The sequence below is a fragment of the Caballeronia sp. BCC1704 genome, from assembly GCF_902833455.1.
Lineage (GTDB): Bacteria > Pseudomonadota > Gammaproteobacteria > Burkholderiales > Burkholderiaceae > Caballeronia.
The window spans coordinates 162,176-181,937 of sequence record NZ_CADFFT010000004.1 but is presented as its reverse complement, the minus strand read 5'-3'; the positions used below and the strand labels follow the sequence as shown (position 1 = coordinate 181,937).

At 64.9% G+C, this 19,762-nt stretch carries 17 protein-coding genes; 9 read left to right on the top strand and 8 right to left on the bottom strand.

Going from position 1 to position 19,762, the window contains the following annotated elements; translation table 11 throughout:
- Positions 1 to 5 precede the first annotated feature (5 nt).
- Positions 6 to 1,226: a CaiB/BaiF CoA-transferase family protein gene (locus tag HWX53_RS20550; RefSeq protein WP_175944349.1), complete on the bottom strand. Its 1,221-nt coding sequence runs from the start codon at positions 1,224 to 1,226 to the stop codon at positions 6 to 8.
- A gap of 257 nt (positions 1,227 to 1,483) precedes the next feature.
- On the opposite strand from HWX53_RS20550, the gene alaS reads away from it, so the two are divergent.
- The 9 genes from alaS to HWX53_RS20505 all read left to right on the top strand — a co-directional run bounded on the left by alaS (position 1,484) and on the right by HWX53_RS20505 (position 10,886).
- Complete coding sequence (gene alaS / locus HWX53_RS20545) at positions 1,484 to 4,108, top strand: alanine--tRNA ligase (RefSeq protein WP_175944347.1); 2,625 nt, start codon at positions 1,484 to 1,486, stop codon at positions 4,106 to 4,108.
- 139 nt (positions 4,109 to 4,247) lie between these two features.
- Positions 4,248 to 4,484, top strand: a complete 237-nt coding sequence (locus HWX53_RS20540) for a hypothetical protein (RefSeq protein WP_175944345.1) — start codon at positions 4,248 to 4,250, stop codon at positions 4,482 to 4,484.
- Positions 4,485 to 4,658: 174 nt separating this feature from the next.
- Positions 4,659 to 5,714: a low specificity L-threonine aldolase gene (locus HWX53_RS20535; protein WP_175944343.1), complete on the top strand. Its 1,056-nt coding sequence runs from the start codon at positions 4,659 to 4,661 to the stop codon at positions 5,712 to 5,714.
- 96 nt (positions 5,715 to 5,810) lie between these two features.
- Positions 5,811 to 6,959 (top strand): iron-containing alcohol dehydrogenase, encoded by a 1,149-nt coding sequence (locus HWX53_RS20530; RefSeq protein ID WP_175944341.1) that lies wholly within the window; start codon positions 5,811 to 5,813, stop codon positions 6,957 to 6,959.
- A gap of 3 nt (positions 6,960 to 6,962) precedes the next feature.
- A complete protein-coding gene (locus HWX53_RS20525; protein ID WP_175944339.1) occupies positions 6,963 to 7,400 on the top strand; it encodes a thioesterase family protein in 438 nt (145 codons plus the stop codon).
- 70 nt (positions 7,401 to 7,470) lie between these two features.
- Positions 7,471 to 8,352, top strand: coding sequence for a branched-chain amino acid ABC transporter permease (locus HWX53_RS20520; protein WP_244140224.1), 882 nt, complete (start codon positions 7,471 to 7,473; stop codon positions 8,350 to 8,352).
- Positions 8,345 to 9,457 (top strand): branched-chain amino acid ABC transporter permease, encoded by a 1,113-nt coding sequence (locus HWX53_RS20515; RefSeq protein ID WP_175944337.1) that lies wholly within the window; start codon positions 8,345 to 8,347, stop codon positions 9,455 to 9,457. The genes HWX53_RS20520 and HWX53_RS20515 overlap by 8 nt, the downstream gene beginning before the upstream one ends.
- Positions 9,454 to 10,191: an ABC transporter ATP-binding protein gene (locus HWX53_RS20510; protein ID WP_175944335.1), complete on the top strand. Its 738-nt coding sequence runs from the start codon at positions 9,454 to 9,456 to the stop codon at positions 10,189 to 10,191. Before HWX53_RS20515 ends, HWX53_RS20510 begins: the two co-directional genes overlap by 4 nt.
- Complete coding sequence (locus HWX53_RS20505; protein WP_175944333.1) at positions 10,188 to 10,886, top strand: ABC transporter ATP-binding protein; 699 nt, start codon at positions 10,188 to 10,190, stop codon at positions 10,884 to 10,886. The genes HWX53_RS20510 and HWX53_RS20505 overlap by 4 nt, the downstream gene beginning before the upstream one ends.
- A 1-nt stretch (position 10,887) precedes the next feature.
- Here the strand turns inward: HWX53_RS20505 and iolB are convergent, their stop codons facing one another.
- The 7 genes from iolB to HWX53_RS20470 all read right to left on the bottom strand — a co-directional run bounded on the left by iolB (position 10,888) and on the right by HWX53_RS20470 (position 19,667).
- The gene (gene iolB / locus HWX53_RS20500; RefSeq protein WP_175944331.1) at positions 10,888 to 11,694 is read right to left on the bottom strand and encodes a 5-deoxy-glucuronate isomerase; all 807 of its coding nucleotides are present in this window, start codon (positions 11,692 to 11,694) and stop codon (positions 10,888 to 10,890) included.
- Positions 11,691 to 12,593 carry a myo-inosose-2 dehydratase gene (gene iolE / locus HWX53_RS20495; protein ID WP_175944329.1) on the bottom strand — a complete coding sequence of 301 codons (903 nt, stop codon included), beginning with the start codon at positions 12,591 to 12,593 and terminating at the stop codon, positions 11,691 to 11,693. Before iolE ends, iolB begins: the two co-directional genes overlap by 4 nt.
- A 21-nt stretch (positions 12,594 to 12,614) precedes the next feature.
- Positions 12,615 to 14,480: a 3D-(3,5/4)-trihydroxycyclohexane-1,2-dione acylhydrolase (decyclizing) gene (gene iolD / locus HWX53_RS20490; protein ID WP_175944327.1), complete on the bottom strand. Its 1,866-nt coding sequence runs from the start codon at positions 14,478 to 14,480 to the stop codon at positions 12,615 to 12,617.
- Positions 14,477 to 16,483 (bottom strand): 5-dehydro-2-deoxygluconokinase, encoded by a 2,007-nt coding sequence (gene iolC / locus HWX53_RS20485; RefSeq protein WP_175944325.1) that lies wholly within the window; start codon positions 16,481 to 16,483, stop codon positions 14,477 to 14,479. The genes iolD and iolC overlap by 4 nt, the downstream gene beginning before the upstream one ends.
- A 17-nt stretch (positions 16,484 to 16,500) precedes the next feature.
- Positions 16,501 to 17,304, bottom strand: a complete 804-nt coding sequence (locus HWX53_RS20480) for an ATP-binding cassette domain-containing protein (protein ID WP_175944323.1) — start codon at positions 17,302 to 17,304, stop codon at positions 16,501 to 16,503.
- Positions 17,301 to 18,470 (bottom strand): ABC transporter permease, encoded by a 1,170-nt coding sequence (locus HWX53_RS20475; RefSeq protein WP_175944320.1) that lies wholly within the window; start codon positions 18,468 to 18,470, stop codon positions 17,301 to 17,303. The genes HWX53_RS20480 and HWX53_RS20475 overlap by 4 nt, the downstream gene beginning before the upstream one ends.
- A 144-nt stretch (positions 18,471 to 18,614) precedes the next feature.
- Positions 18,615 to 19,667 carry a sugar ABC transporter substrate-binding protein gene (locus tag HWX53_RS20470; RefSeq protein WP_175944318.1) on the bottom strand — a complete coding sequence of 351 codons (1,053 nt, stop codon included), beginning with the start codon at positions 19,665 to 19,667 and terminating at the stop codon, positions 18,615 to 18,617.
- Positions 19,668 to 19,762: the final 95 nt, after the last annotated feature.

The window sequence follows — 19,762 nt, the reverse complement described above, 5'->3', positions numbered from 1 at the left end:
TTCGCTCAGATCGCCTTTGACGCCCGTAGTCGCGCGATTTTCTCGTCGTCGTAACCGAGCACGTCGGCGAGCACGCTCGTCGTATGCTCGCCGAGCATCGGCGGATGCGCGCGCGCTTCGGGCGGCGTCGCGCTCATCTTGATCGGGCTCGCGACGAGCTTCACCGCGCCGCCTTCCGGATGCGGCAAGTCGATCTGCATCCGGCGCGCGACCACCTGCGGGTCGTCGAATACTTCCGCGAGATCGTTGATCGGCCCGCACGGCACGCCCGCCGCTTCGAGCGCCGCGAGCCACGCGTGCTTGCCGCGCGCGCGCACCATGTCCGCGAGAATCGGCACGAGCAGTTCACGATTGCGCACGCGCGACGGGTTCGTCGCGAAGCGCGGATCGTCGGCCAGCTCGGCGCGCCCGCCCGCTTCGACGAACTTGCGGAACTGGCCGTCGTTGCCGACCGCGACGATGATCCAGCCATCGCTCGTCTGGAAGGTCTGATACGGCACGATGTTCGGGTGCGCGTTGCCCCAGCGCACCGGCGGCTTGCCGCTCGCGAGGAAGTTCGTGTTCATGTTGGCGAGCATGGCGACCTGCACGTCGAGCAGCGCCATGTCGATGTACTGGCCTTCGCCCGTTCTGTCGCGATGGCTCAGCGCCGCGAGCACGCCGACCGTCGCATACATGCCGGTCATCAGGTCCGCGATGGCGACGCCGGCCTTCTGCGGGCCGCCGCCCGGCTGGCCGTCGCGCTCGCCGGTGATGCTCATAAACCCGCCGATGCCCTGAATGATGAAGTCGTAGCCCGCGCGCTGCGCATACGGACCGGTTTGCCCGAAGCCCGTCACCGAGCAATAGACGATGTCCGGCTTCACCTGCTTCAGCGATTCGTAGTCGAGCCCGTACTTCTTCAACTGGCCGACCTTGTAGTTCTCCAGCACCACATCGCTTTGCGCGGCGAGTTCGCGCACGATGCGCTGGCCTTCTTCCGTCGCGATATCCACCGTCACCGAGCGCTTGTTGCGGTTGGCCGCCAGATAGTAGGCGGCTTCGCGCGTGTCCTCGCCGTCCGGCGTCTTCAGATACGGCGGGCCCCAGTGGCGCGTGTCGTCGCCGGTTCCGGGCCGCTCGATCTTGATGACGTCCGCGCCGAGATCGGCCAGAGTCTGCGCGCACCACGGTCCCGCCAGCACGCGGGTGAGATCCAGTACGCGGATATGGCTCAGTGCTCCCATTCGATATATCGCTCGCTTGATGTGGTTCGGTGGATCGCCTGCCGTTCTCGCGACTGTCGCACGAAACCGCGCCGACGCGAAAGCAGGGCGTAGGCGACGACTTTCGGGGGCGCTTGCTCAAACCGTTATCGGGCGGGGCCGCGCGGCGAATCCCGTATAATCAAAGATTACTTCTGCCTGGCCGAAAGTCCTTGTCGCAAGCCGTGCCGGGCAATACCAAAAACCGCATCAGAGAACGCAGACGCGCCCCGTACGCCATGAAAGCCGCCGAAATACGCGAGAAATTCCTGAAGTTCTTCGAATCGAAGGGCCACACGATCGTCCGCTCGTCGAGCCTCGTGCCCGGCAACGACCCGACGCTGCTTTTCACGAACTCGGGCATGGTCCAGTTCAAGGACGTGTTCCTCGGCGCCGAATCGCGGCCGTACACGCGCGCGACCACCGCGCAGCGCAGCGTGCGCGCGGGCGGCAAGCATAACGATCTGGAGAACGTCGGCTATACCGCGCGGCATCACACGTTCTTCGAGATGCTCGGCAACTTCTCGTTCGGCGATTATTTCAAGCGCGACGCCATCCACTATTGCTGGGAGCTGTTGACGAAGGTCTACATGCTGCCGCCGGAGAAGCTCACCGTCACCGTCTATCAGGAAGACGACGAAGCCTACGACATCTGGGCGAAGGAAATCGGCGTGCCGACCGAGCGCATCATCCGCATCGGCGACAACAAGGGCGCGCGCTACGCATCGGACAACTTCTGGCAGATGGCCGATACCGGCCCGTGCGGTCCGTGCTCCGAAGTGTTTTATGACCACGGCCCGGAAATCTGGGGCGGCCCGCCGGGATCGCCTGAAGAAGACGGCGACCGCTTCATCGAGATCTGGAATCTCGTGTTCATGCAGTTCAACCGCGACGCGCAGGGCAACATGACGCCGCTGCCGAAGCAGTGCGTGGACACGGGCATGGGCCTAGAACGCCTTGCCGCCGTGCTTCAGCACGTGCATAGCAACTACGAAATTGACCTGTTCCAGACGCTCATCAAGGCCGCCGGCCGCGAAACGAACACGGCCGATCTCGAGAACAACTCGCTGAAGGTGATCGCGGACCACATCCGCGCGTGCTCGTTTTTGATCGTCGACGGCGTGATTCCCGGCAACGAAGGCCGCGGCTACGTGCTGCGCCGTATCGTGCGCCGCGCGATCCGTCATGGCTACAAGCTCGGCAAGAAGAGCGCGTTCTTCCACAAGCTCGTGGCCGATCTCGTCGCGGAAATGGGCGCGGCGTATCCCGAACTGAAAGACGCGCAGCAGCGCGTGACCGACGTGCTGCGTCAGGAAGAAGAGCGCTTCTTCGAGACGATCGAGCACGGCATGTCGATTCTCGAAGGCGAGCTCGCCGAGCTGGAAAAGAAGGGCGTCAAGCAACTGGACGGCGAACTCGCGTTCAAGCTGCACGACACCTACGGTTTCCCGCTGGATCTGACGGCTGACGTGTGCCGCGAGCGCGGCGTGACGGTCGACGAACCCGCGTTCGACGACGCGATGGCCCGCCAGCGCGATCAGGCGCGCGCGGCCGGCAAGTTCAAGCTCGCGCAGGGCCTCGAATACTCGGGCGCGAAGACCACGTTCCACGGCTACGAGAAGGAAATTTTCGACGACGCGAAGATCGTCGCGCTGTATGTGGAAGGCGCGTCGGTTCAGCAGGCCGAAGCGGGACAACAAGCGGTCGTCGTGCTCGACCACACGCCGTTCTACGCGGAATCGGGCGGTCAGGTCGGCGATCAGGGCGTGCTCGTCAACGCGTCCACGCGCTTCGAAGTGGCCGACACGCTGAAAGTGCAGGCCGATGTCGTCGGTCATCACGGCACGGTCGCGCAGGGCACGCTGAAGGTCGGCGACGTGGTGAAGGCCCAGATCGACGCCGTGCGCCGCGCCCGCACCGCACGCAATCACTCGGCCACGCACCTGATGCACAAGGCGCTGCGCGAAGTGCTCGGCGGCCACGTGCAGCAGAAAGGCTCGCTCGTCGATGCCGACAAGACGCGCTTCGACTTCGCGCATAACGCGCCGATGACGGACGAGCAGATCCGCCGCGTCGAAGAGATCGTGAACGCGGAAATTCTGGCGAACGCGCCGGGCGTCGTGCGCGTCATGTCTTACGACGAAGCGGTGAAGGGCGGCGCGATGGCGCTCTTCGGCGAGAAATACGGCGACACGGTGCGCGTGCTCGATCTGGGCTTCTCGCGCGAACTCTGCGGCGGCACGCACGTGCAGCGCACGGGCGATATCGGCTTCTTCAAGATCGTGATGGAAGGCGGCGTGGCGGCGGGCATTCGCCGCGTCGAGGCGATCACCGGCGACAACGCGGTGCGCTACGTGCAGGAACTGGAGGCGCGCATCAACGCGGCGGCGAGCGTGCTGAAGGCGCAGCCCTCGGAACTGACGCAGCGCATCGGGCAGGTTCAGGAGCACGTGAAGTCGCTCGAAAAGGAACTGGCCGCGCTCAAGTCGAAGCTCGCGTCGAGCCAGGGCGATGAACTCGTCTCGCAAGCGGTTGACGTCTCCGGCGTTCACGTGCTCGCCGCCGAACTCGAAGGCGCGGACGTGAAGACGCTGCGCGAAACCGTCGACAAGCTGAAGGACAAGCTGAAGAGCGCGGCCATCGTGCTCGCATCGGTCGATGGCGGCAAGGTGAGCCTGATCGCGGGCGTGACGCCGGATGCATCGAAAAAGGTGAAAGCGGGCGAACTCGTCAACTTCGTCGCGCAGCAAGTGGGCGGCAAGGGCGGCGGGCGTCCCGACATGGCGCAGGCAGGCGGTACGGAGCCTGCCAAGCTGCCGGCCGCGCTCGCGGGCGTGACGGGCTGGGTGCAGCAACAACTCTAAACACAGCGCATTTCGCGCGAAGCAGTCTGAAGCGGCCCGATTCGGCGAAAGTCGATCGGGCCGTTTGCATGAGTGATTACAAGCTGTCAGGCATACGACGTGCAACTCCGGTTCATCCAACCACAAAGGGAGATGAACCATGAATCGCACAATCGTATCCGTTTTGCTCGCCACCGCGATGATCGCTTTGACGGGAGCGGCGCAGGCGAAGGGCTGCATGGAAGGCGCGGCCGTCGGCGGCGTCGCGGGGCACGTGGCGGGCAAGCATGGCACGGCGGGCGCGGTCGGTGGCTGCGCGATCGGCCATCATGAGGCCAACAAGAAGGACAAGAAGGCTCAACAGGCTGCGGCAGCAAGCGCGCCGAGCGGCAAGTAAGCCGTAGCACGCGGGCGGCTGGCGGCTTACTTGCCGCTCGCGTTCGCCGGGCGCGCGCACAGCGGCATCGCGTGACCGCGCCCGCGCGACCGAACCGCTAAAATGGCCGGCATCCCGGCGCAGACGCATGACCTACATCGTCCGCGCGCAGCCCCGAGCCATCACAGCGATCCCATGACAGCGCCCACGCCACCCACCCAGCATTTCGCCTCCGACAACTACGCCGGCATCTGCCCCGAGGCGCTTGCCGCACTCGTCGAGGCCAACACGAGCGGCCACGAACCCGCGTATGGCGACGATTCGTGGACCGCGCGCGTCTGCGACCGCATCCGCGAACTGTTCCAGACCGATTGCGAAGTCTTCTTCGTCTTCAACGGCACGGCGGCCAATTCGCTCGCGCTGGCTTCGCTGTGCCAGTCGTACCACTCGGTCATTTGCCACGAACTCGCGCATATCGAAACCGACGAATGCGGCGGCCCCGAGTTCTTCTCCGGCGGCTCGAAGCTGCTCACGGCGAAGGGCGAGAACGGCAAGCTCACGCCCGATGCCATCGAGGAACTCGTCACGAAGCGCGCCGACATCCACTATCCGAAGCCGAAGGTGGTCGCGCTCACGCAGGCGACGGAAGTGGGCACCGTTTATACCGTCGAGGAAGTGCGCGCGATCGCAGCTATCGCGAAGCGCCGGCATCTGAAGGTGCATATGGACGGCGCGCGTTTCGCAAATGCGGTCGCGACGCTGAACGTGCATCCGTCCGAGATCACGTGGCGCGCGGGCGTCGACGTGCTGTGCTTCGGCGGCACGAAGAACGGTCTGCCGGTTGGCGAAGCGGTCGTGTTCTTCGATAAAGCGCTCGCCACGGATTTTGCGTATCGGCTGAAACAGGCCGGGCAGCTTGCATCGAAGATGCGCTTTATCTCCGCGCCGTGGCTCGGCCTGCTCGATGACGACGTGTGGCTGCGCAACGCCCGCCATTCGAACGCCATGGCGCAACTGATGGCCGAACGCCTCGCCGATATTCCCGGCGTGAACGTGCTGTTCAAGCCCGAGGCGAACGCGGTGTTCGCGGAACTGCCCGCGCATGTTTCCGCGGCGCTGCGGGCGAAGGGCTGGCGCTTCTATCAGTTCATCGGCTCGGGCGGCTGCCGGCTGATGTGCGCATGGGACACGAAGCAGGAAACCGTCGAGCGTTTCACCGACGAAGTGCGCGCGCTTAGCGCGGCCCGCTGATGTTCCAACGTGCTGCGCGCGCGGCGGAACCCGATTGACACGTTCGCCGCGCGGCTCCAACATGGCCGCACCCTTAATCGCCTGCCACCGCCCGCCATGGCCTTCATCTTCTATCTGACGCATATCCATCTCGGCTACGACTCGCTCGACATGCTGCAAAGCGAATGCGCGCGCATCGGCATGAAAAGGCCGCTCGTCATCACCGACAAAGGCGTCGCGGCGGCGGGGCTGTCCGCGCGCGTGATCGAGAGCGCGAAGCTCGGCGCGCTGCCCGTATTCGACGACACGCCATCCAACCCGACCGAAGCCATGGTCATTCAAGCCGCCGCGCAGTACAAGCGCGAAGGCTGCGACGGGTTGATCGCGGTCGGCGGGGGTTCGTCGATCGATCTTGCGAAGGGCGTCGCGATTGCCGCCACGCACGACGAACCGCTCACGCACTACGCGACCATCGAAGGCGGCAGCGGCAAAATCACCGAGCGCGCCGCGCCGCTCATCGCGGTGCCGACCACATCCGGCACCGGCAGCGAAGTGGCGCGCGGCGCGATCATCATCCTGAACGACGGGCGCAAGCTCGGCTTCCATTCGTGGCACCTGCTGCCGAAGTCCGCCATCTGCGATCCTGCGCTCACGCTCGGCCTGCCGCCCGGCCTCACCGCCGCGACCGGCATGGACGCGATCGCGCATTGCATCGAAACGTTCCTCGCGCCGGCGTTCAATCCGCCCGCGGACGGCATCGCGCTGGACGGGCTCGAACGCGCGTGGGCGAACATCGAGCGGGCCACGCGCGACGGTCAGGACCGCGACGCGCGCCTCAATATGATGTCGGCGTCCATGCAGGGCGCGATGGCGTTTCAAAAGGGCCTCGGCTGCGTGCATTCGCTGTCGCATCCGCTGGGCGGCCTTGCGGTGAACGGGCGCACGTCGCTGCATCACGGCACGCTCAACGCGGTCGTTCTGCCCGCCGTGCTGCGCTTCAACGAGAGCGCGCCGACCGTCGTCGCCGAGCGTCGTTTTGAACGCATGCGCCGCGTGATGAACCTCGCGGATAATGCGGACGTCGCGCAGGCGCTTCACGACATGACCGAGCGCCTCGGCTTGCCGACGCGTCTCTCGCAAATGGGCGTGGACGTAAGCATGTTCGACAAGGTGGTGAAAGGCGCGCTCGCGGACCATTGCCACAAGACGAACCCGCGCGAGGCGAGCGCCGACGACTATCGCCGCATGCTGATGGAATCGCTCTGACCCATGACCAAGCCGGTTCGAACCACGCGAGCGGATTACCCGCACTTTCTCGCGATCAGCACGCGCTGGTCGGACAACGACGTGTATGGGCACGTCAATAACGTCGTCTATTACAGCTACTTCGATACGGTGGTGAACGAGTATCTGCTGCGCCAGGGCGTGCTCGATTACACCGAAGGCGAGACCATCGGGCTCGTCGTCGAGACGCGCTGCAATTACTTCGCGTCGGTGACGTTTCCGCAGCGCATCGACGCCGGCTTGCGCGTGGAGCGGCTCGGCACGTCGAGCGTGCGCTATGAGGTCGGCATCTTCGCGGAAGGTTCGGACGAGGCAGCCGCGCAAGGGCATTTCGTGCATGTGTACGTGAATCGCGTGACGCGCAGGCCGGTGCCGTTGCCCGCGCCTCTCGTCGATGCGTTGAAGCCGCTCGTCAACGCCTGAGGGTGTCGTGTCGCTTCAGTGGTTCACTGTCAGCCTGCTGAACGGCGTGAGTGTCGGGCTGCTGCTTTTCATGCTGTCGGCCGGGCTCACGCTCATCTTCTCGATGCTCGGCGTCCTCAACTTCGCGCACGCGAGCTTTTACATGCTGGGTGCGTATGTCGGTCAAGCGCTTGCCATCCATAGCGGATTCTGGGTCGCGCTGGTTCTGGCGCCGCTCGTGGTCGGCGCGCTCGGCGCACTGTTCGAGCGATATCTTTTGCGACGCGTGCATTCGCGCGGCGCGCTCGCGGAACTGCTGCTGACATTCGGCGCGGCCATGGTGATAGGCGAGGGCGTGAAGCTCGTCTGGGGCCTCGGTCCCTTGCCCGCGACGATCCCTCACGCGCTCGACGGCCCGCTCTTCACGCTCTACGGGGCGGCCTTCCCGCGCTATCGCGTTTTTATGATGACGCTTTCCATCGCGATGCTCGGCGCGCTCGCCATCGTGCTTCGCACATCCCGCACCGGCCTCGTCGTGCGCGCAGCGCTGACGCATCCGGCAACCGTCGAGACGCTCGGCCATGACGTGCCGCGCGTCTTCACGACGGTCTTCGCGGTCGGCACCGCGCTCGCCGCGCTCGCCGGCGTGATCGGCGCGCCGCTTGCCGTGATCGAACCCGCGATGGCCGATGCGGTCGGGCCTATCGTGTTCGTCGTCGTGGTGATCGGCGGCATAGGCTCGCTGTCGGGCGCGCTCATCGCGTCGCTCCTGATCGGCTGCGCGCAGACTTTCGCGGTCGGCTCGACGGCATCGGCGGGCAGCATCGCGGCATCGTTCGGCATCGCATTGCCCGATGCGTGGCGCGCGCTGACCCTCGCGCAGCTTGCGCCGGTCCTGCCGTATCTGCTGCTCGTGGCGATGCTCGCCGCGCGCCCGCACGGATTCATGGGCGAGCGCACGCGCGATGCATAGGTCGGTCCCGTTCGTCCTGCTAATGGCCGCGCTCGCGCTGCCGCCTATTTTCTTCCATCAATCGTGGCTGCTCGCGTATCTCGCGCAGACGGCGACGTTGATCGTCTTCGCGCTCTCGTTCAACCTGCTGCTCGGCGAAACCGGCTTGCTGTCGTTCGGGCACGCGGTGTATGCGGGCCTCGGCGCGTTCGCCGCCGCGCATGTGTTCAACGGCTTGCGCGTGCCTTTGCCGCTGCTGCCGCTCATCGGCGGATGCGCCGCCGCGCTAGCCGCCGTGCCCATCGGCGCGATCTCGACGCAGCGCGCGGGCACCGCGTTCGCGATGATCACGCTCGGCATCGGGGAGCTCGTCGCGGCGAGCGTGTGGCTCGTTCCCGGCTGGTTCGGCGGCGAAGGCGGCGTGAGCATCGACCGCGCGAGCGGACCGCCGTTCTTCGCGTGGACGTTCGGCCCGCTGTGGCAGGCGTATGCGTTGATCGCGTGCTGGTGCATCGTCTCGACTCTCGCGATGTTCGCGTTCACGCGCACGCCGATGTGCCGGCTCGCCAACGCCGTGCGCGACAACCCGGCGCGCGCCGCGGCCATCGGCTTTGCGCCGCGCCGCGTGCGCTTCGCGATGCTTTTCGTGTCGGCGTTCTTTGCGGGCGTCGCGGGCGTGCTGTCGCTCGTCAGTGTCGAACTCGTGTCGGCGGAAAGCGTCGGGCTCGCGCGCTCGACCGGCGTGCTGGTGGCGACCGTGATCGGCGGCACGGCATCGTTCTTCGGTCCCGTGATCGGCGCGGTGCTGCTGACGTTTTTCAGCGTAGGCGTCGCGAGCGTGTCCGCCGCGTGGCCGATGTACCTCGGGCTTTTCTTCATGTGGGCGGTCGTCGCGTTGCCGGATGGCGTCGCGGGCCTTGTGACGCGCGATTGGCGCGCGCTCGTCCTGCGCGTGCTGAGCGCGATTGCGTGGGGCGTTGCAGTCGTGGTTGCGGTCGAGACGCTCTATGCGCGTCACGCCGATGCCGTCACGCCGTCGCGCGGCGCGTGGTGGATTGTGGTGCCGTGCGCGTTGCTCGGGCTTTGGCTCGCTCGCATAAGCGCACGAAGGGAGCACGCGCGATGACGTCGGCACTACACGTCGAAGGCATCGTCAAGCGATTCGGCGCGACCGAAGTTCTGCGCGGCGTCGATCTGCGCATCGAGAATGGCGAGCGCCACGCGATCATCGGACCGAACGGCGCGGGCAAGTCGACGCTCTTCGATCTGATCTCGGGCCGCGCGAAGCCGGACGCGGGCCGCATCGTCGCGCGGGGCGTCGATATCACCGGCAAGCCGCCGCAGCGCGTGAGCCGCGTGCTCGCGCGCAGCTTCCAGACGACGAGCGTGTTCGCGCGTCTGTCCGTGTTCGACAACCTTCGGTGCGCGGTGATGGGCGCGGCGTCGTCGCGATGGGTGGATCGCTGGTTTCGCTCCCACGCGATCGACGAGCGTGCCGGCGCGATGCTCGATGCCATCGGTCTTTCTTCACGCGCCGACGAGCCCGCCGCGCGCCTCACGTATGCCGAGCAGCGCGCGCTCGATCTGGGCGTCGCGCTCGCAACGGATGCGCCGCTCATTCTGCTCGACGAACCCACTGCGGGCATGAATCGCGCGGAAGCGGCGCGCGCGCTCGCGTTGATTCGCGCGACGACGGAAGGCCGCACGCTGCTCGTCATCGAACACGACATGGATGCGGTGTTCTCGCTTGCGGATCGCGTATCGGTGCTGGTTCGAGGGCGCGTGATCGCCTCCGATACGCCCGATGCGATCCGTCGCAATCATGATGTGCAGGAGGCTTATCTGGGAGCCGCGCCATGAGCGTGCTTCTGCGCATCGAGGACTTGCGCGCATGGTACGGCGCGGCGCAAGTGCTGCACGGCGTGAACTTGTCGGTTGCAGAAGGCGAGGCGGTCGCGCTTGTCGGCCGCAATGGTTCAGGCCGTTCGACGCTCGCGAAAGCGATCATGGGCCTCGTGCGATGCGCGGGCGATATGCGTTATCGCGACGCGCAACTCGTCGGACAGCGCGCGTTTCGCATCGCGCGGCTGGGGATCGGCTATGTGCCGGAAACGCGCGATGTATTCCCCGCCTTGAGCGTGCGCGAGAACCTCGCGCTCGGCGAACGTAAAGGCACGCGCTTCGCCTTCGACGATGCGTACGCGCTCTTTCCCGCGTTGAAGGAGCGCGCGTCGGTGAAGGCCGGCGCGCTATCCGGCGGCGAGCAGCAGATGCTGTCGCTCGCGCGCACGCTGATGGGCGATCCATCGCTCATCGTCATCGACGAGCCCGGCGAAGGGCTCGCCCCGCAGGTCATCGCGCAAGTCGCCGCGTGCCTCTCGACGCTGCGCGAACGCGGCGTCGCGATACTGCTGATCGAAGAGCGGCTCACGATCGCGCGCATGCTCGATGCGCGCGTCGCAGTGATGGGACACGGCGCGGTGCGCTTCGACGGTTCGCTCGCGCAACTGGAGCAGCGTGACGACGTAATGCGCGAGTGGTTGTCGGTAGGGTGAATCAGCCTTTGCTGTCGCGCTCCACGATCCATTCGTGCTTCGGGTCGTTCTTGAAGTGCCACGTCCGCTTGTCGCCCGCCATCACGTTCAGATAGTAGTTGTCGTAGCCATACGGCACGACGACCGGGTGATAGCCGCGCGGCACCATCACGACATCGTGATCTTCCACGGCCATGGTTTCGTCGAGATCGCGCTCGTCGGTATAGACGCGCTGGAACGCAAAGCCTTGCGGCGGGTTCAAGCGATGATAGTACGTCTCTTCGAGTGCGCTCTCGGTTGGTACGTTGTCCTGATCATGTTTATGCGGAGGATAACTCGATGCATGTCCGCCGGGCGTTCTCACTTCCACCACGAGCAGCGACTCGGCGGTTTCGGTTTGCGGGAGAATATCGCAGACGTAGCGCGTATTCGCGTGCTTGCCGCGAGTCGAGCGTTTCATCTGCGATGGCTCGATGAGGCGAGGCGGATAGCGTCCCGTTGCAGGCGCGCTTGCCACCGCAAGCTCCGTTTCGCGCTCGGCCCGCACGATGGCGGCGAGCTTCGGCGGCACATAGACCGCATACGGCGCGGCGTCTTCGAACACGCTGTCGCGCGAGCCGATCGACTGCCAATGCTCGTCGCCCGCTTCGATGCTGACCGTTCCCGTCAGCACGACGATGCAGCTTTCGCGATCCGCGTCGTACACGTGCACGACATCGTCCGCATCCATGCGATACGCGGCGAAGCCCACATGCTTCCAGCCCGCGGAATCCGGTGTAACGCGCGCGATGGTCTGGCCTTCGCGCGATGCTTTCACTAGCAGGCTCATGCCGCCTCCTTGTACGTTGCATCGACGAGCGCGCGCAGCGTGCGATAGCCCTTGTCGGCATACGCATAGCTCGGCGCAATCACGGGGTCTTGTTCCGCTTCCACCACGAGCCAGCCGCGATAGTCATGCGCAGCAAGACACGCGACGATGCCGGGATAATCCACCGCGCCGTCGCCCGGCACCGTGAACGCGCCGTTGATGACCGCATCGAGAAAGCTCCAGTTTCGGTTACGCGCGAGCTTCACGATATCGGTGCGCACATCCTTGCAATGCACATGGCACACGCGCGCAATGTGCTTTTGCAGCACGCTCAACGCATCGCCGCCGGCGAACGTGATATGGCCGGCATCGAAAAGCAGGCCGACGTCATCGCTCGTCAGCGCCATCAAACGGTCCACGTCCGCCGGGGTTTCGACATACGCGCCCATGTGATGATGATAGGCGACGCGCACGCCCTTAGAAAGCGTGTATTCGGCAAAGCGGTTCAGCCGCTCGGCATATTGCGACCATTGCGCATCCGAAAAGAAGCGCGGACGCTGATACAACGGACGCGGCGCGCCCTGAATCGAATCCGCGACTTCGCCATAGACCATGACGGTCGCGCCGTTTTGCGCAAGCAGGTCGAGGTGCGGGCCTACCGCTTCGATCTCTTCTTCCGCGCTGCGTCGCGCGAGCTGGCCGGAATACCAGCCGGAGACGAGCGCGAGATCGTATTGCGCGAGCAGCGCCTTCAACGCCTGCGGTTCGCGCGGGAACTTGTTGCCGAGCTCGAAGCCTTCATAGCCGATGCGCTTGCCTTCGGTCAGCGCCACGGAAAGCGGCGTCTCGCCGCCGAGCGAAGGCAAGTCGTCGTTCATCCATGACAAGGGGTTGATGCCGATGCGGACATTCAGGGGCATGGTGTCGTGTCCTTTTGATGCTTAGTCGATGTTGCCCGCGCGAGCCTTCAGCGCGCGTTCATACTTCGCGCGCGCGGACATGACCGCATCGCGATCCGAGACTTCGGGCACCGCCACTTCCCACCACCATCCGCCTTCATCGGTGGTGCGGGCGGGATCGGTGTCGATGGAGATCAGATAGCTGCGGTCCGCAGCCCGCGCGCGCTTCATCGCGTCCTGCAATTCATTGACGTTGGCGACGTGTTCCGCGAGCGCGCCCATCGAACGCGCGTGCATGGCGAAGTCGATGTGCGGCGCGCCCGAATCGCCTTGCTTGCAATCGTCGAGGAGATTGTTGAACGGCGCGCCGCCGCACGCCTGCTGCAAGCGGTTGATGCAGCCATAGCCGCGATTGTCGAGCAATACGACGATGAGCTTCGCGCCGAGCATCACCGATGTAGCCAGCTCGCTATTCATCATCAGATAGCTACCGTCGCCGACGATCACGATCACTTCGCGTTCGGGCCGCGCGAGCTTCACGCCGAGGCCGCCCGCGATCTCATAGCCCATGCACGAATAGCCGTATTCGACGTGATAGCCGCCCGGCGCGCCCGTGCGCCAGAGCTTCTGCAAGTCGGCGGGCAGCGTTCCCGCAGCGCAGACGACGATATCGTCGGTCGGCGACGCATCGTGCGAACGTTGCACCGCGCCGATCACCTCCGCTTCGCGCGGCAAGCGGCCGTCCGGCGGCGTGTTCGTCACATGCGCGACGGTCTCGCGCCAGTCGTTCGCAAGACGTTGCGCGCGCGTGGTCCATTCGGGCGCCGCACGCCAGTCGCCGAGCGCTTGCGATAACGCATCGAGCGCGAGACGCGCATCCGCTTCGACGGCCACGGCGTTTTGCTTCAGCGCATCGAACGGATTGGCGTTGATGGCGAGAAGCTTGGCCGCTGTGAAGAGCGTGTTCGATCCCGTCGTGAAGTCCTGCAAGCGCGTGCCGACAGCGAGCACGCAATCGCTCGCATGCGCCAGTTCGTTCGCGGACGATGAGCCCGTCACGCCGATGCCGCCCACGTTCAACGCGTCGTCCCATGCGAGCGCGCCCTTGCCCGCCTGCGTTTCCGCGACCGGAATGCCGTGCTTGTGTGCGAAGTCGCGCAGCGCCTCGGTGGCGAGACCATACAGCACGCCGCCGCCCGACACGATCATCGGTTCGCGTGATTCACGCAGCAACGCGGCGGCACGCTCGATCTCGCGCGACGATGCGGCCGGCGCATGAAACTCGACTGCACGCGGCTCGAAGAACGAAGCAGGGTAGTCGTACGCCATCGCCTGCACGTCCTGCGGCAGCGCGAGCGTCACGGGTCCGCATTGCGCGGCATCGGTCAACACGCGAATGGCGCGCGGCAACGCGCTCAACAACTGCGCGGGATGCACGATGCGATCAAAGTAACGCGACACGGCCTTCAGCGCATCGTTCGCGGATGCGCCGCCATCATGTGCATCTTCGACTTGCTGCAACACGGGGTCAGGCGCGCGCGAGACGAAGATATCGCCGGGCAAGAGCAGCACCGGCAAGCGGTTCACATGCGCGAGCGCGGCCGCTGTGACGAGATTCGTCGCGCCCGGCCCGATCGAAGTCGTCACCGCCATCATGCGGCGTCGCATGTGCGCCTTGGCGAAGGCAATCGCGCTATGCGCCATCGCTTGTTCGTTATGCGCGCGATACGTCGGCAGTTCTTCGCGATGCCGATAGAGCGCCTCGCCCATGCCCGCGACATTGCCGTGCCCGAAGATCGCGAATACGCCGCCGAACAGCGGCTCGCCGTGTTCAGTGCGCAGTGCCGCGAGATAGCGCACGAGCGCCTGCGCGGCGGTCAGTCTGATGGTGGAAGCCACTGCGTTCATGCGGCCTGCTCCTGGGTTGCGTGAAGGGTCTTGATATCGGCGGTCGTATCTTGCGATGCGCGCGCATCGCGCCATGCCGCGATCAACGTCTCGAACGTGCGGCGCACGCGGGCGATGAGTTCGTCGTCGCTTATTTCGCCCGCAAGCCATGCGTGACTCGGCTCGTGAAAGATGGTGCGGCCTACAGTAAAGCCTTTGCATGTCTTCGACGATGCCGCTTCCCTGAAGCCATCGCGCAACTGATCGACGCCCGCGGACAGGCCCAATAGCACGACGCCACGGCAATACGGATCGCGCTCGGCGATCAGGCCATCGACGGCTTGCCATTGCGCCGCGCTCATCGGTTCGAGCTTCCACCACTCCGGGTATAACTGAAGGTTATAGAGGCGCTTCAACGCGCGATAGACGGTGTCGTCCGCAACGGGCGGTCCGTTCTTCGGCACGATCACTTCGAGCAGCAGTTCGTGGCCGCTTGCCTGCACCGCATCGTAGAGCGCGCGCAACTGCGCTTCCTGTTCGAGGCGCACGTCATGCGGATGATCCGGGTGATAGTGAACGAGGCACTTCACCACATGCTCGCGCGGCCATTCGACGAGCGTCGTGCCGACCGATCGGCCATGATCGAAGACGAGCGGCATGGAGCCGGGCAACTCCACCGGCCGGCCGATCCACCAGCCGCGCCCCGTTGCCGCGTTCAGCGCATCCTGTCCATAGCGGTCATCGATCAACACGCCGATACGTCCTTCGAGTTGCAAGTCCTTTTCCGTCTGCGCGACCGCTTCGACGAACAAGCCCTTGAGCGCCGCTATGCGCGCTTCGCTTGCGCCCGTTTGCTGCGCGAGTTCGAAGAACTGGTTGCGATGATCGAACGCGAAGCCCAGCACTTCGTCCCATGCCTTGCGCGCAGGGCTCACGCGATGCAGCCGCGCGAGCGTCGCATCGCGGTCGGGGCGGCGCATGCGCGTCGGGTCTTGCTTCGCGGCGGCGAGGAAATAGTCGAGTTCGGCGGGCGTGGGCATCGCGGGCGCGCAGCCGTGTCGCGAAACGACGAGCGCGCCGCAGGCATTCGCCGCGCTCGCGCAGGCTTCGAGCGGCGCATCGCGCAGCCAGCCCGAGAGGAAGCCGGAGGCGAACGCATCGCCTGCACCGAGCACGTTCAGCACTTCCACTTCGACGCCGCCGTGTATCGGCGCGTCGTCGATGGAAGCGGGCACCGCGCCTTCGATGATCGAGCATCCGAGCGGCCCGCGCTTCACCACGAGCGTCGCGCTCGTGACGGTACGCACCATCGTGAGCGCATCGATGAGACGATCCTTGCCGCCCGCGATACGGAACTCTTCTTCGGTGCCGATCACGAGATCCATCAGCGGCAAAATACGCTGCAAATGCGCGGTCACGCCTTCGTTCGCCACGAAGCGCGTCTCGCCGTCGGCCTTGCCCGTGAGACCCCACAACACCGGCCGATAGTCGATGTCGAGTATCGTGCGGACCTGATTGCGTCGCGCATATTCGAGCGCGCGGCGGCTCGTGCGGTTCACGTGCTCCGTCGAAAAGTGCGTGCCCGTGATCAGCAGCGCCTTCGATGACGCGATATACGCTTCGTCGAAATCGCTTTCGTCGACGGCCATGTCCGCGCAGTTCTCGCGATAGAAGACGAGCGGGAACGTATCGCGGTCTTCTATGCCGAGCAGCACGAGCGCGGTCAGCCGCTCGGGATCGGTTCGAACGTGACTGATATCGCAGCCTTCGCGCGCGAGCGTTTCGGTGAGAAAGCGCCCCATGTGGTCGTTGCCGACGCGCGCGAGCATCGACGACTTGAGCCCGAGCCGCGCGCAGCCGAACGCGATATTCGCCGACGATCCGCCCAGATACTTTGCAAACGTCGATACGTCTTCGAGCCGCGCGCCGACTTGCTGCGCATACAGATCGACGGCGAGACGCCCGAGGCACACGATATCGCGCGTGCGATCCGGCGCGAAACGGGAAGTGTTTTGTGCAGGCATGAATGATGTCCCTGGTATCAGATGGTCGCGCCTTCGAGCTCGCCGATCATCTTCTGCATTTCCGCGCCGCCCGCCATCATGTCGAGCACTTCGTTCTTCGTGATGGTGTCCTTCGTGAAGGTGCCCATCGAACGGCCGCGGTTGAGCAGCGTGAAGGAATCGCCGATCGGATACGCGTGGTGCACGTTATGCGTGATGAAGATCACGGAGATGCCTTTCGCGCGCGCCTTGTGAATGAGCTTGAGCACATTGAAGCTCTGCTTCACGCCGAGCGCGGCGGTCGGTTCGTCCAGAATCAGCACGCGCGCGCCGAAGTGAATGGCGCGCGCAATCGCGAGACATTGCTTCTCGCCGCCGGACATGGTGCCGATAGGCTGATGCGCATCGCGCACGTTGATGCCCATTTCCGCGAGCTTGGCACGCGACGTTTCGGCGGCGAGATCGAGGTCCATCACGCTGAAAAGACCGAAACGCTTCTTCTGCGGCTCGCGGCCCATGAAGAAGTTGCGCGCGACCGACAGCAGCGGCACGAGCGCGAGGTCCTGATACACCGTCGCGATGCCGAGGTCGAGCGCTTCCTTCGGCGATTGAAAATGCACGGGCTTGCCATCGACCAGATACTGGCCAGCAGAAGGCGCGTGCACGCCTGCCAGCGTCTTGATGAGCGTGGACTTGCCCGCGCCGTTATCGCCGAGCAGACAGTGCACTTCGCCGCGTTTGAGCCGCAACGTGACGCCGTTGAGCGCGATCACCTTGCCGAAGAACTTGCTGACGTTTTCCAGCGCGAGAATGTTGTCGTCGTTCATGGCGGTCGTCCTCATTGCGCCTGCGACACGCGGCGGCGCACGTAGTGATTGAAGAGCACGGCGATCAACAGCATCACGCCGAGAAACACGCGGAACCAGTCGGAGCTCACGTTCGTGTAGGTGATGCCGATCTGCACGACGCCGAAGATCAGTGCTCCGAAACATGCGCCGACGACCGAGCCGTAACCGCCTGTGAGCAACGTGCCACCGATGACCGCCGCGATGATCGCTTCGAATTCCTTCTGCAAGCCGCGATCCGCCGCCGCCGAGCCGATATCGCACACTTGCAGCACGGCGAAGAGGCACGAGCAGAACGCAGTCAGCACGAAGAGCGAAATCTTCACGCGCTTCACCGGCACGCCGACGTTTTTCGCGGCGTTCGCATCGCCGCCGACCGCGAGAATCCAGTTGCCGTAGCGCGTTTTCGCGAGCACGAACGCGCCGATCGCCGCGAGCACGAGCCACCAGATGATGACCTTCGGGATGCCGGGCACGAGCGGCTCGCCGCTATCGAGCAGCTTGCCGATGCCCAGATGCGCGAGCCACGTGAAGAAGCCGTGCAGCGCTACGCCATGAAAGAGCGTATCGGCGACCCAGTCTTTCTGCGCGAGATCGCCGACGCCGGAGATGATCGTGCGGTCCGCGAACATGATCGAGAGGGCGAGCGTCAGGCCGCGCAGAATGAACAGAAACGCGAGCGTGACGATGAATGACGGCAGGCGCGTGCGCATCACGAGATAGCCGTTGAGCGCGCCGAGCAGCATGGACGCAGCGAATGCGAAGAGAATCGAGACGGAAATCGGCCAGTGAAAATAGACCGAGGGCAGCGCGACCATCATGCCGGCGAAGCCGATCATCGAGCCGATGGACAAGTCGAATTCGCCCGCGATCATCAAAAGGCACGCGCCGACCGCGAGCAGCCCGAGGTAGGCGGCCACTTGCGACCAGTTCATCACGCCGTCGAGGTTGAACATGCCCGACGAGCCCGCGCCGAAGCCGAATACGATGAATACCAGCACCGTGCCCGATATCGCGGCGAATTCCGGACGGTTGAGCAGATGCCCGAACCACGACTGTCGGCGCACCCGCTCGTCCGATGACCTGTCCTTGTCGGTCGCAGCGTCGGCGCTGTCGTGCTGAGGATTCGCGTGTGGAGGATAGTGCTTGCCGGCTACGCCCATGATGGCTCCTTGAAACGATCACAAATGCGGTACGGATGCGTGCGGTCCTGCCGCGTCCGCGAACGGACGCAGCAGCATGTCGATGTCTGAGAAACGCGGGCGGCGGCTCGCGTGACGCGCCGCCCGAAGAAGGTCAGCCGCGCATCAGCGATACTGCCCGGCGTACTTCACGACCTTGTCGAGATTGTCTTTAGTGATGAAGCCCGGGCCCGAGCGAATGTTCTTCGGCCCGTACGACGGCTGCAAGCCGTAGGTTTCGAGGCGCGCCTTGAACTTCGGGTTCGCTTCGAGAAGCTGACGGATCTTCGCCGGATCGGTGGTGTGTTCCTTCTTCACGATGGCGAGCACCGCGACCGGAATGTAGCCCTGCAAGTACGGTTGCTGGTCGATGGCGAACTTGATCGTGCCGTCCTTGATCGCCTTCGCGATGTCGTCGGAGAAGTCGAAGGTCACGAAATAGACCTTGTTTTGCAGGCCCATTTGCGTCACGGCCTTGAGCGTCGCGGAAGCGGGCGTCGGTCCGAGCGTGAGAATCGCCTGCGTGTCCGGATGATTGCGCAGGAACGCCGAGACCTTCGACTGGATCTCGGTCGGGTCCTGTCCCGAGTCGACCGTGGACGCCTTGTAGTCCACACCGATGGCATCGGCGAAACCGCGGCAACGGTCGAACGACACCGTGTTCGTCGCGATATGGTTCACGCACAGAAACGACTTCACGCCGGCCGCTTTCGCCTTCTCGCCGGCCGCTTTACCCGCCACGTATTCCGGCTGACCGATGTGCATGATCGCGCCGAGTTGCGCGCTTTGTTCCTCGGTGCCCGAGTTGATCGTGACGAGCGGGATCTTCTTGGCCGTCACCTTGTTGAGCGCGCTCTTCAGCACGTCGAAGTCCGCGATCGTCGTGATCACGCCGTCGTAATTGCGCGCGGCGGCCTGTTCGATGAGACGCGCCATGTCGGCGATGTCGCCGTTGGGCGGATTGCGATAGTCGGTCTGGACGTTGAAGTCTTCGTCCGCCTGTTTGATCGCGTTCTTGATGGTGTTCCACCACGAGTCCGAGTCCGGCGCGTGGCTGATGAGCACGAATCTGGCGTCCGGCGCCGCGTGAGCGGGGGACGTCGTGAACAACGCGGCGCTGCACAGCGCAGCAGCAGCCGCCAGCGCGCGCAGCGCGGCCCGACCGTTGCAAAGGGTCATTGTCTCCACCTATCTCGGTTGTTGTCTGGTGTGATCTTTTGGCGAGCCGTTCGAGGGCGACGAGCCGCTCTCACCATGCTCACGAGCAAGAGTAG